This window comes from Coleofasciculus sp., from assembly GCF_046565525.1.
GTDB lineage: Bacteria > Cyanobacteriota > Cyanobacteriia > Cyanobacteriales > Coleofasciculaceae > Coleofasciculus.
Genome location: NZ_JBKHUP010000041.1, coordinates 52,303 through 63,776, shown reverse-complemented (window position 1 = coordinate 63,776; position 11,474 = coordinate 52,303). Strand labels below are relative to the sequence as shown.

General features: G+C 46.9%; 18 protein-coding genes. 6 read left to right on the top strand and 12 right to left on the bottom strand.

The genetic code is table 11. The annotated features are described in order from the left end of the window. Positions 1-310 precede the first annotated feature (310 nt). The 3 genes from ACLGGO_RS16305 (at position 311) to ACLGGO_RS16295 (ending at position 1,647) form a co-directional block, all read left to right on the top strand. Complete coding sequence (locus ACLGGO_RS16305) at positions 311-526, top strand: hypothetical protein (protein ID WP_446348418.1); 216 nt, start codon at positions 311-313, stop codon at positions 524-526. A gap of 3 nt (positions 527-529) precedes the next feature. Further along, positions 530-901: a hypothetical protein gene (locus tag ACLGGO_RS16300; protein ID WP_446420086.1), complete on the top strand. Its 372-nt coding sequence runs from the start codon at positions 530-532 to the stop codon at positions 899-901. A gap of 137 nt (positions 902-1,038) precedes the next feature. Then, entirely contained in the window at positions 1,039-1,647 is a 609-nt protein-coding gene (locus tag ACLGGO_RS16295; protein WP_446420085.1) for a Uma2 family endonuclease, read from the top strand. 15 nt (positions 1,648-1,662) lie between these two features. Here ACLGGO_RS16295 and ACLGGO_RS16290 read toward each other — a convergent pair whose 3' ends face one another. The 5 genes from ACLGGO_RS16290 to ACLGGO_RS16270 form a co-directional block, all read right to left on the bottom strand. Next, complete coding sequence (locus ACLGGO_RS16290) at positions 1,663-2,001, bottom strand: DUF5615 family PIN-like protein (protein WP_446385162.1); 339 nt, start codon at positions 1,999-2,001, stop codon at positions 1,663-1,665. Continuing rightward, positions 1,998-2,222 carry a DUF433 domain-containing protein gene (locus ACLGGO_RS16285; protein WP_446365061.1) on the bottom strand — a complete coding sequence of 75 codons (225 nt, stop codon included), beginning with the start codon at positions 2,220-2,222 and terminating at the stop codon, positions 1,998-2,000. Before ACLGGO_RS16285 ends, ACLGGO_RS16290 begins: the two co-directional genes overlap by 4 nt. Positions 2,223-2,447: 225 nt before the next feature. Then, positions 2,448-2,813 carry a hypothetical protein gene (locus ACLGGO_RS16280; protein WP_446420084.1) on the bottom strand — a complete coding sequence of 122 codons (366 nt, stop codon included), beginning with the start codon at positions 2,811-2,813 and terminating at the stop codon, positions 2,448-2,450. A 135-nt stretch (positions 2,814-2,948) separates the two neighbouring features. Continuing rightward, positions 2,949-3,125 (bottom strand): hypothetical protein, encoded by a 177-nt coding sequence (locus ACLGGO_RS16275; RefSeq protein WP_446420083.1) that lies wholly within the window; start codon positions 3,123-3,125, stop codon positions 2,949-2,951. Further along, positions 3,122-3,499 (bottom strand): toxin-antitoxin system HicB family antitoxin, encoded by a 378-nt coding sequence (locus tag ACLGGO_RS16270; RefSeq protein WP_446420082.1) that lies wholly within the window; start codon positions 3,497-3,499, stop codon positions 3,122-3,124. The genes ACLGGO_RS16275 and ACLGGO_RS16270 overlap by 4 nt, the downstream gene beginning before the upstream one ends. A 91-nt stretch (positions 3,500-3,590) precedes the next feature. On the opposite strand from ACLGGO_RS16270, the gene ACLGGO_RS16265 reads away from it, so the two are divergent. Both ACLGGO_RS16265 and ACLGGO_RS16260 read left to right on the top strand, forming a co-directional pair. Next, complete coding sequence (locus tag ACLGGO_RS16265) at positions 3,591-3,935, top strand: hypothetical protein (protein ID WP_446420081.1); 345 nt, start codon at positions 3,591-3,593, stop codon at positions 3,933-3,935. Beyond that, positions 3,932-4,360: an HNH endonuclease gene (locus ACLGGO_RS16260; RefSeq protein ID WP_446420080.1), complete on the top strand. Its 429-nt coding sequence runs from the start codon at positions 3,932-3,934 to the stop codon at positions 4,358-4,360. Before ACLGGO_RS16265 ends, ACLGGO_RS16260 begins: the two co-directional genes overlap by 4 nt. Before the next feature lie 506 nt (positions 4,361-4,866). Here ACLGGO_RS16260 and ACLGGO_RS16255 read toward each other — a convergent pair. The 3 genes from ACLGGO_RS16255 to ACLGGO_RS16245 all read right to left on the bottom strand — a co-directional run bounded on the left by ACLGGO_RS16255 (position 4,867) and on the right by ACLGGO_RS16245 (position 6,528). Beyond that, on the bottom strand, positions 4,867-5,115 hold the full coding sequence (locus ACLGGO_RS16255) for a hypothetical protein (RefSeq protein WP_446420079.1): 249 nt from the start codon (positions 5,113-5,115) through the stop codon (positions 4,867-4,869). Between the two features lie 331 nt (positions 5,116-5,446). Continuing rightward, the gene (locus ACLGGO_RS16250; protein ID WP_446338483.1) at positions 5,447-5,740 is read right to left on the bottom strand and encodes a hypothetical protein; all 294 of its coding nucleotides are present in this window, start codon (positions 5,738-5,740) and stop codon (positions 5,447-5,449) included. 185 nt (positions 5,741-5,925) lie between these two features. Beyond that, positions 5,926-6,528, bottom strand: a complete 603-nt coding sequence (locus tag ACLGGO_RS16245) for a thioredoxin family protein (protein ID WP_446420078.1) — start codon at positions 6,526-6,528, stop codon at positions 5,926-5,928. 71 nt (positions 6,529-6,599) lie between these two features. Between ACLGGO_RS16245 and ACLGGO_RS16240 the strand changes: the two genes are divergently transcribed. Further along, positions 6,600-7,004 carry an NIL domain-containing protein gene (locus ACLGGO_RS16240; RefSeq protein WP_446338485.1) on the top strand — a complete coding sequence of 135 codons (405 nt, stop codon included), beginning with the start codon at positions 6,600-6,602 and terminating at the stop codon, positions 7,002-7,004. A 50-nt stretch (positions 7,005-7,054) separates the two neighbouring features. On the opposite strand, the gene ACLGGO_RS16235 is transcribed toward ACLGGO_RS16240, so the two are convergent. From ACLGGO_RS16235 to ACLGGO_RS16220, 4 genes are all read right to left on the bottom strand, one after another. Further along, positions 7,055-7,642 (bottom strand): hypothetical protein, encoded by a 588-nt coding sequence (locus ACLGGO_RS16235; protein ID WP_446420077.1) that lies wholly within the window; start codon positions 7,640-7,642, stop codon positions 7,055-7,057. A gap of 191 nt (positions 7,643-7,833) precedes the next feature. Beyond that, on the bottom strand, positions 7,834-8,637 hold the full coding sequence (thiD, locus tag ACLGGO_RS16230; protein WP_446420076.1) for a bifunctional hydroxymethylpyrimidine kinase/phosphomethylpyrimidine kinase: 804 nt from the start codon (positions 8,635-8,637) through the stop codon (positions 7,834-7,836). A gap of 115 nt (positions 8,638-8,752) precedes the next feature. After that, positions 8,753-10,021, bottom strand: coding sequence for a cell division protein FtsZ (gene ftsZ, locus ACLGGO_RS16225; RefSeq protein WP_446338488.1), 1,269 nt, complete (start codon positions 10,019-10,021; stop codon positions 8,753-8,755). Positions 10,022-10,211: 190 nt separating this feature from the next. Next, positions 10,212-11,054, bottom strand: a complete 843-nt coding sequence (locus tag ACLGGO_RS16220) for a cell division protein FtsQ/DivIB (protein ID WP_446338489.1) — start codon at positions 11,052-11,054, stop codon at positions 10,212-10,214. Positions 11,055-11,474: the final 420 nt, after the last annotated feature.

The window sequence follows — 11,474 nt, the reverse complement described above, 5'->3', positions numbered from 1 at the left end:
ATGTTATTAACGGATTCGGCGAGTATTCGGGATGTGATTGCGTTTCCGTTGCTCAAAAGTAGCAGCCGCGATGGTTCTCCTGCACCCTGAGTGAGCGCTAAAAACGGTAATCTAATACCAAGTTGCGTTCCATCATGTTACCAAGTCGTGTTCTATCATGTCATTCTGAGCGAAGCGAAGAATCTGGACAGATACTTCGCTACACGGAGCCTGTCCTCTTTCCGAAGTGAAGGATTTCGCGAACCATGACAGATTCTACCTTAGACGGCAACTTGGTATAAACTAACTTACAATGAAGTATCAATGACCAATGACCAGAAGCCCACGGTACGACCCGGATGAGAACGTCTCACGGCATGGCGCAACTGACCCTGACAAGTGTGAGGACATGGCTGATAAGTACGGCTGGAACCTTGTCAGGATTGAGGAAACTGGCGATCCGATGCTTGAGGTTAACTGTGTTTTTGAGGGCGAAACCCAGTTCCCGCCTAGTCCCTACGAACCAAAACATGAGAGGGAGAAATAACTTGTGAAGAGATGGATTGTTTTCAAAACTGAATCAGCTTCATCGAAGGGGTGGAAGGAACGCAAATTGCAACCTGCTGGACACTTAACCCGAATGCTGGCTGAGTATTTGGATTGTTCTGATAAGGTGTTGCCAGAACCAGGCGATCGTCCGCGTGAGTTTGCTCGATTTGAAGAGTCGGTTGATCCAAACTTCCCGGATGCTAGCACTCATGTTCGTTGGTCTGACTGGGAAGTGAGCCGAGTTGAGCGATTCAAGTCGGTTGAGTCGGCTGAGTATGATGAGGTTGTTGTGTGTTATTGCCGCTATTCACCGATTGAGCCGGAGTGGAAGGAGTTACCTAAGGTTGGTGTTTTGCAAGAGGGTAAACTTTAACTCTTTGCTATTTAACTGCTCATTGGTGAGTGCGATCGCTCTTTGAGTGTGCCAGAGGTATCTGAAACAGAGTTCCGCAATGCTCTGCTAAAGTTGGGGAAAAGCCTACCGAACTAGATGCTCCGAAGGGGGCGATCATGACTGTAACGACTAAGAAGCTAACCTTTGAAGAGTATCTGACCTACTCAGACGGGACTGATACCCGCTATGAGTTGGTGAACGGGGAATTAGTAGCAATGAGTATTGGCACCGGGCAACATGGAGAAATCATTGACTTTCTCTATCGGCAAATCGATGCTGAGATCGGGCGTAGCGGACGCGACTGGATTGTTAGACCCGTGGCGATTGGTGTGCGATCGCCTCGTGCTGGCAAGTGGGATACCTCTCGCATTCCCGATTTGACTATTATTCCTAGCCAGCAGTGGCGCGAATTAAGAACCCGCGAGGCTGTTATTGAACTCAACGAACCTCCTCCGATTTTAGTGATAGAAGTCGTTAGCGAATCGACAAAGACCGCCGATTATCGGGCTAAGCGGGTTGAGTACAACGTTTTAAACATTCCAGAATACTGGGTCGTTGACCCACTGACATCAAAGGTGACGATTTTCACCCTGGTTGAGGAATTGTATGAAGGTGCGGAGTTTGCTGGTGTTGAGCAGATTGTTTCAGGCACTTTCCCAGAGTTGACTCTGACAAGTGAGCAGATTATTTGGGCTGGAGTGATTCCTAGCGCTGAAGAAAACTAATGAGATGCGATATATCTAATTGCCAGTGATTTCTACAAGCCTTTCGCCCGATCGCAACAGTTCGAGAGCATCTGGCAAAGTGGCAGTGAGGATTTCTTTAAGCCGTGCATTAGACGTATTGCCACAAGTCAGCCAAATCACCTGTGGAGGTGAACCATATCGTTCAACTAATTCGACAAAATCTCTATCTTTGGTCATCACAACTACCCCCTGAGCCTTCGCCGCCTCAAAAATTTCACGATCCTCTGCGTCTCTCAACCCAAGATCGCGCACAGCTATAGTTGTTATACCGAAGGTAGCAGTAATCCAAGCAGCAATAGCAGGCGGCAGTTGGGCATTGAGCCAGATAATCATGCCGCAAGCACTGGATGATCGACTTTACGTGCTGCATAGAGTAAAGCTGCCTTGAGATCGTCCATCTCAAGGTCTGGCATTTCTTCTAAGATTTGCTCAAAGCTTAAACGAGCAGCGAGTAAATCTAATACATCCGACACCCTGATTCTCATCCCACGGATGCAAGGACGACCACCACACTGCTTGGGATTGACTGTAATTCTGTCAAGCAAACTGGACACTTGTACCTACGCTAACAAGACTACATCAAACTTTTACCCCTATAGTCTATACCTGTGTTTACGCAAATGTCCTTTAGATATGGGTGCGATCGCTCTTTTGTTGTACCAAGGGCATCTGAAATCAAGTTCCGCAATGCTCTGCTGAAGCTGCGCTTCAGCTTCGGTAAGCTGTAGCCCTCGAACAAATGGCGGACAAATGGAACTATGATGCTATGGGACAAGCTTCTACTCTGCTTGCATCCATCCCTGGATAATCGCTACTAAAACGTTAACCAGTGGATTATCGACCGCCTCTTTAAATGCTTCAGTACCTCCTGATTTGAGAGCACCCATCACTCGTGCTTTCAGTGTGGGATTATTCTTGATTTCATCCGCCGCCTTTGCCGCAACTATCATTTTTTCTGTTTCAGTTGTAGTAGGATTAGTCTCCTCTAGTTGCTTCAAAAGTTGCTGAATTTCTGCTGCTGCTTCATCCAGACTTTGCTTAGATGAGTAATCGTTTAGAATTTCACCTATCTGTGTACCTCCATCTCCTGCAAAGCCACCACCGAATTTTGAGCCACGCAGGTCGTATTTAGGAGTTTCTGCCATTATTTTTTGTACCTCAGTTCCAACTATCTACCCCCTGGTTAAGCAGGTCAATAAACTCCTGTTTTTCCATCTAGAAACAGCCCCATAGTTCCAGTACATACCATAGCTCAGCTTTTTCTTTACTGGTAGGAAGTGCTACAGCCTTCTGAGGTCGAATGCAAACAACTGAGGAATCTTGCTCAAACCAAAAGTCTCTCGACGGATACCCGGATGTTCGGAAATGCCAACGGCGCGATCGCACCATCCTCCTCGAAGTCTACTCCCCCAAAGTTGAGGCAGCACGAGAAGCGATCGCACCCCTAAGCCTCTCATCCCCTACTCAACACAGACACTATATATTGATTGAGACTCACATTTTCCCTATCAGCCTTCTCAGCCAAACGACGATGCAGAGATTTAGGCATCCGCAGGAGTAACTTCCCACTGTAGGTATTATCAGTGCTGGGTAACGGAATCTCATCCCCAGCTTCATAAGCTGTCTCAATCCACAACTCCCGCGCCTCATTTATGTTTGCGATCGTTTCATCCAACGTTTCACCTTGAGTTAGACATCCAGGCAAGTTTTTAATCTGAGCCACATATCCCCCCTCAGAAGCGGGGTAAAGTGTTACTGGATACTGAAGATTCAAGTAATAGTCCAAGGGCTGCTTCTCAATTTGCTTGTTCTTCTGATTCAGTGTCGTCATCGCTCCATTCTTCCATACAACCCGATTGAGTAGAGCGATCGCTCTCACTCCCATAAGCTACGATGAATCCAAAGACCGAGAGAGAAAACCCATGTCTGAGCAAGTGCGTTACATTACCAACGAGCAAGGAGAGCGAGTTGGCGTCTGGTTAGATTTGGAAGCCTACAATCGACTAGCAAACCCATTAGCTCTGGATGACGAGTGCTTAATTAGCTTAAGCCAAGATGAACTGCAAGCGTTAGCCGATAGTAAGCTAGCTCCCGCAGCACAAAATCAATTGAACGATTTGCTAGTTCAGAACGCAGAATCTCAACTCTCTGCCGACGAAATTGCAAATCTAGACCGTCTCCTAGCACAAGTCGATCAACTAACAATCCTTAAAACTAGAGCTAGATATACTCTACACTGCTTAGAAACAATGGCAACGGTGGCGTGAGCGCTTATATTCCTGTTGAGCTACAGCGACAAATTCGTACCCATTTTAGGGATTGCTGCGCCTATTGCCGCACGGCTGAAGCTCTGACGGTTGCAATTTTTGAGTTTGAACACATTATCCCCCGTTCGGTTGGTGGAGAGACAATTTTCCAGAATATCTGCCTCTCCTGTCCTACCTGTAATCGCTACAAAGCCAGTTTCCAAACAGCATTAGACCCCACTACCCAGCAGACAGTTCCTTTGTTTCATCCCCATCATCAAGTGTGGGAGGAGCATTTTACGTGGAGTGAGGATGGGACAGAATTAGTAGGGTTGACGCCTATTGGTCGAGCAACAATTGCTACATTGAAGATGAATCGTCCTCAGTTAATTCGGGTGCGTCGGATGTGGGTGAAGGTAGGGGAACATCCACCAAAATTTGAGTGAGCAAAGAAGTACAGCATTTTCAGACTCGATGTGATACAGCTTTTCCAAGAGTAGAACAGTGCTGCCTGCTCATTACTGTACTACTGGCGTGGCACACTTAATTTGATAGATTAGATTCGGCTTGTAGTAAGGGCTTTAGCCCTAGATTCCGTTGGGTTTTCTTGCGTCAACCCAACCTACAACCTATCCCACAATTTTAGCTGTGTCAGTCCACTACATAGGGCTTGCTGCACAAAGCCCTTACCCTTGAAAATAAAACTGTAGAGGATGATTCAAGGTTAAGAAAGTGCAAGGTTTGGAGCCTTATACCAAATCCGGGTTAGCCACCCCCTTTATAATCTAGTCCGCGCAGGCGGACTTTGTTTGTGTAGCAGCGATTTCAATCGCCTCCTCTTGCTACCGTTTGGTTCTTCAAACTGAACTCCTGAACTCCTGAACTCCTTTTCTCCTACTCCCTACTCACATGACTTATTCATCGGCACAATAAAAGTTAACGGCGGAGATCGTCATTCGTCATAACTAGAGTCAGATGAAATATTTCGGCTAATTAGGTTAACCGTGTAGTTTAGACTAACCAGGAGAAGGAGTAGAATTGCTACTTTTATCGACATCGGCGCAAAAAACAAGCAAAATACCAGACAAATTAAGGCAGTGAGTACAGCAGCAACTCGTTCTATTTCTTCAGTGACTTTAATGCTAAGGTAGACAGCGATTAAGGCAATCGATAAGGTGATTAACCAAAGTATCAGCGTCATAAAACTATAGAAGCAATAACTCAAGGATCTGCCTCATACAAACTCTTGTGGCAGCACAACGGAAATCGTTACAGTTTCAGAGATTTCCACTTTCTGCTTTCTGCCTTTTTGTACGATGCTTATCTTGACTTTACCATCTTTACCTTAACATCTAGACCAGCGTTTTTAGGAGTAGAACTCACCTGACTAATCGTAACATTAACGACAAAAAAATATTAGTTTTACAGGGTGACATTGTAACAAAAGGGACAAAACTATTTCTTTTCGGACTTATTACTTGTAACTTCTTAACTTTTAAGAGCAGCTAACTGGGGTTACACAGACTGACACTCTAGGGCATCATGGACATCCATCCCATTACCTTTTTACCTCTTCGGAACAGTACAGAGTCAGCCAATCCTAAGTAATGGGCTACGAGTAATAGCAAAAAAGATTGACTCATAACCTGATCGAGAAGGTGAGGACAATTGTCAAAGTCTAAACACAGTACTGTAGAACGATTCCAGAGTTCTCGAAATAACTTACAATTTTTGGGTAGAAAAGATATGAGAGAACGGAATCGGCTGAGTGCCGCCTTCTCAAAGTCAGCGCTGGTGTAATTGGCTGGAGAGTGTTGATCTGCCATTTTTATCCTCCTACTAGCCTAGTAGCTCTCCCATATCCAAGATAATGGAGCGAAGCCTATCCTTCCAAAGCTCTGTAAAAAAAACTTTACTTAACAGGGTGGATTGGGGAAGAGAGTCTATTTGCTACTGTTCCCCGACGTAGCCTGCTACGCTATTTACATGGCTCTCCTGGCGTCCTCAACAACTACTCTTTCACTTGAGTGCCATGACTGCGAGGGTCATCTGAGGATGTCTTTGACGATGACACAGGCGCTTTAAATGTAGAGACTTGTCCATCGCCTTGAGTATAGGGTAATGGTAGATCCGCGACCAAGGCTTCTAAGTTCGCCTCTAAAACCGGGCGGGGTTGTTCCCCAATCGTTTGGGCAATTGCTTCGCCTTGAGTGTCTAAAAAAACAAAATGGGGGATACCATCGACTCGATAGTTAAGGATTTCGGGTAACCACTTGCTGTTATCCACATTCAGCATCACAAAATTAACCGAGTCGGTGTAGTGTTGTTTCAATTCCCCTAAGTCCTGCGCCATGGCTTGACAAGTGGTACACCAGTTAGCATAGAACTCCATGAAGGTGGGCTTGCCATTGCTCAGTGCGACTTCTAGGGGCGTAGATTCCTCAGCTTGGGCGTCAAGAGAAGCCGAACCCGTCTGTGTTTGTAATCCTAAGAATAGAGCAACGCCGAGAATGATGGCGACTAAGGCAATTATAAAATTTCTCAGTCGAGAGCTGAGATTTGCTTTAGGTGTTTGGGGAGATGGAGATCCGGAGTCGGGGGAATTCGCGGTCATATTTAAGGGCAATTTAACCTACAACTGATCAATTTTTATCAAAACGATCCTTTCCATAGGCTAACAAGACCATGAAAAAACGGCTAACTCTAACCTTTCCCAAACGCACCGTCCAAATGCCAGTAACCTACCGACTGGCAAAGGATTTCAATGTCGCCGCCAATATTATCCGCGCCCAAGTCGCACCCAATCAAATCGGTAAACTGGTGGTGGAACTCTCAGGAGATATTGATCAGCTCGATGCTGCCATTGAGTGGATGCGATCGCACGATATTAATGTATCCCTGGTTGACCGTGAAATTATGATTGATGAAACGAGCTGTGTTGATTGTGGGTTGTGTACAGGTGTGTGTCCCACAGAAGCCTTAACCCTCAATCCTGATACCTTTCGACTTAACTTTACGCGATCGCGTTGTATTGTCTGTGAGCAGTGTATCCCTACTTGTCCGGTTCAGGCAATTTCTACTAATCTGTAGTTATTGATTCATGGTTCATTGGTAATTCAAGGACATAAGACCCATGATAATCAGCGATTGTTCTTTAACAAAGGTCGCACAATCAGAAAACCTGTACCAAATGCGGTGAGTACAATCAGCATGATGGCTACAATTAAAACCCAGCCATTGACCTCTCTATAGCTCTCAGAAGCGGATGTACGACGGGAACGAGACTCTTGCTGTTCAATCACCAACGTTTCTCTGTAAGGCGAGGAAGGGGCTTCCAAGTTATGAGGGGGTGGAACATCAACCCCTAGCCTAGAGGGGGCTGATTTAGGGATTGACGGGGCGGGACGAGGTTCTGAGGGAATCGACTGGCGTCGAGGCATTTGGGCGCCTGTGACGGGTGTCAATGAATCCACAACCTGCTGAAGCTGTTGGCTCGATTGCAGGACTTTTTCCACTTCTTGGCGCAGTTTTTGGTTTTGTTTGACCAACTGCTGATTTTGACCATTGAGGGAATCCAACATGGCTTGGGCGGCTTGTAACTCAGCCGCCAGTTCCCGGTATACAGAGATTGGCACCGAAGGGCAATAATTATTGGCAGAGGTTGAGGGGGTATAACGATCAGTTGGCGGATTTTGCATAGAAGGATTAATTGGGGAATTAGAATTCATGGGTCTTGCCAAGCCTCTGTAGAGTCATCAGAGTTTCGATTTTATCGAGGAATAGTCGTAACCTATTTCTGATAAACTCCTAGCTCCATAACTGTGGCATTAATTATACGACGCCTATCTTACAATATTCGCCTCTTTAGGCAATGAGTAAACGCTATTTAACATTAACCCTACTCCCTTGCCCTTTCCGGTCATAAACGGGGCAATACGGCGAAAAAATGCCCCACAGGTCCATATCCTTGACCAATATCGAGAGCGTATTGGAGTGCTGTGGTCACATACTCCTTTGCTAATTGCACGGCGGTGAGTGGGTTTTTCCCCATCGCCAAATTCGCCGCGATCGCACTACTGAGTGTACAGCCTGTACCGTGATTATTCTTTGTCTCAATCCAGGTTGTTTTCAGGGTGTACAACTCGGCTCCATCGAACCAGACATCGACCCCACATAGATTACCCGTCATCGCACCGCCCTTAACCAAGACAGCTTTTGCTCCCAGTTGATGAATACGTTGGGCAGCCCTTCCCATATCATCCAGGGTATGAATGTCCAAACCGCTGAGCAATTGAGCCTCATAACGGTTTGGTGTGACTATTGTTGCCAGAGGAATCAAACCCTCTCGCAAAGACGTTACCGCCTGATCATCAATCAATTGGTCTCCTGTGCGGGATACCATCACCGGATCAACCACCAACGGGTCAAGATTTAAACCCTGAACCTGGGAAACCACAGCATTAATAATCTCAGCGTTGAGTAACATTCCCGTTTTGGTCGCCTGAGTACCGATATCACGCACCACCGCCTCAATTTGGGCAACGACGGCGGCGACTGGCAAAGCATCCACGCGGTTGACCCCTTGAGTATTCTGGGCGGTGACACAAGTCAAGGCACTCGTTCCATGAACACAGTGAAAGGCAAAGGTTTTCAAATCTGCCTGGATTCCCGCCCCACCTCCGCTATCTGATCCGGCTATTGTCAGCGCTACTGGTACTTGCATGAGTTTTGTCAGTTAACAGTTAACAGTTAACAGTTAACAGTTAGTTAACCGTTAACAGGAAGTGTTTTGAGTTAACTCCTCATCTCTCCCATCTTCCTCTTCCTTCTACCGTCTCCTAACTTCTGGGAAAACGACGCCGTTGCAAAAATTCGGGAATATCTAGCCCCGGTCGGTTTTTCGGTTCGGGTTCAGGGGTTGGCGGATTAGGTTTCGGTGTGATCGGTCGCGTATAACGGGGAATTTCTTTGACAGGTGGGGGCGGTGGCGCTTCACCACTAAAGCCCGTGGCAATCACGGTAATTCTAATCTCACCTTGAAGCCTGTCATCAATCACAGCACCAAAAATAATATTGGCGTTAGGATCAACCACTTCGTAGATTGTTTCTGCCGCTGCATTAACTTCGTGTAACGTCAGATCACTACCACCTGTAATATTAAAGACCACCCCTCTAGCGCCTTCTACTGAAGACTCCAGTAGGGGCGAGGAAATCGCCGCCACAGCCGCTTCTCTAGCGCGGGATTTACCTGAACCCACACCAATTCCCATTAACGCCGAACCTGCGTCTGCCATAACAGCTCGCACGTCAGCAAAATCGACATTCACTAACCCCGGAACGGTGATAATGTCTGAGATTCCCTGCACACCCTGACGCAGGATATCATCAGCCACTCTAAAGGCATCTTGAACCGGTGTTTGTTCAGAAATCACCGACAAGAGCTTATTATTGGGAATCACGATTAGAGTATCGACGCGGCTTTGCAGTGCCGCAATTCCTTCCTCGGCTTGAGAAGTACGGCGGCGTCCCTCAAAGGTGAAGGGACGAGTCACAACGCCCACTGTTAAAGCGCCGAGTTCTTTCGCAATCTCTGCCACAATTGGCGCCGCCCCCGTTCCTGTACCACCGCCCATCCCGGCTGTGATGAAAACTAAATCGGACTCGGCTAAGGCTTGGGCAATTTCATCGCGAGATTCTTCCGCCGCTTTTTGACCAATGGCTGGATTTCCGCCTGCACCGAGTCCCCGGGTTAATTTTTGACCCACCTGCAAGCGTTTGGCGGCGGAGTTTTGGGAGAGGGCTTGAGAATCGGTATTAATCGACCAAAACTCGATCCCAGCCACTTCACTGGCAATCATTCGGTTGACCGCGTTTCCGCCTCCACCACCGACACCAACAACTTTAATTTTGGCAACACTACCTGGCAAAATGTTGTCACTCCTCGTGTCTTCCCTGGGAATCCCCTTGGAATCATAATCATGGGGTTGACCAAACTGCAACCCAGAGTTACTGAAGGGATGGGTATTTTCCACTCCAACTGAAAGATCGGTATTCAGCGTGATAGGAGAGCTTTGATGGACAAGCCCTAGTTTACTATTAAGCGTCATTGCAATAGGTCAGGGTTGATAATCAACTTTATCAGTTATATGTAGCAATCTGAGTCAACTATAGGGTAAGTCGATCGAAAAACCAACGAACACCCCTGTTTGTTGTTAAGACTCTTGAAGGGTACTCTCCTCAAGAGTTGCCAAAATTGGCATAGCTGAATTCTCTTTTATACCACTCTTCCCGCCACGGTTAGTCATGATCAGGTTTAGATGTCTCACTTGGCATCCTCATCTGAATCACCGGACGGTCTGGGTTTTTGAGATCAATATAGGCGATTTGGCTTTGTTGAAGATGAGTGGGTAACTGTCGCATACGATCCAAGACTGCCAGTTGCTCCGCCAACTGGGAACTATCCGATCCTAAGTGAACATTTCCTAACTCGGTTTTCAAGATTAAATTAGCTGGATTTCGCCAATCAATTTCCAGGACTTTGACGGGAGAGTGGTGGATGACCTGATACACTTGCGACCAGTAAGGACGATAGTATTCATTTTGACCCCTTACTTGCAGCGTGGGCAACTCCACATTGGCTTTGAGAGAATGATAGCTACTTTGGGGTATCCAGACACCCCGTTCATCCAAAAAGCCTGGTTCTGAGGTCACCTGAGTTTGCCCCTGTGCAGCTAAAGCTATCCCCTGTGCGATCGCAACGGGCTGGCGCTCTTGCACTTGAATGGTCAATCCTGGGGGTATGAGTTGACGGGTTACTGTCGCTCTGGCAATGGGTGCGGCGCCCTCAAGCACCTCCGCGATCGCTTGGGGTTCCACGCGCAATAGGGACTGAGGATAGGATAAGGGGAGCAGGGAACGAATTGCTTGAGTTGAGAGAAATTGATTGCCCTCAATGTCAATCTGTTCCGGTTGGCGAATCACCCAGTCGGGCAAGGTAATCGCCCAAATCAAACCACTAGCCATACCGCCAACCATGAGCGATCGCCACAGAGCCTGAAAAAATTTAATTCGGCGTGCGCGTCGTAACTGTTGTCGCCGATTGCTGATTTGTGCTTGGGAAACTGATGCAATGTTTGCCATCTACTACCGCTAGAGGTTCCAAATATATCAATGCCACCATCCTACTTTCCCTTGCCAGGAGATTGACATTCTGCCCCACTAACCTTAACGGATGAGGAAATTTTTTCTTCCCTGGTTTCCTTTTCTTGCCGTTGTCATCAAACCGGGCGATGGCTGACTAAGCTGGTTGTGCTGATGCTTGTCATGCCATTGATCTGATTACAATATCATGGTGCAATCGTTATTGCAAGCCAACTTGCTCAGGCGTTACCAAGGTATAAGGGAGACAGGGGGACAAGATTTTAGAGGGTCAGTTATTTTTGTGAGGTTTTCCTCACTACTCTAACTGGGGGATCACATCCGGGCTATTGATACTAAGGGGGGGTATTACCCCTACGCATAAGGGTTCAGTCAATGATTTACTCTCTACTTGAATCAGGT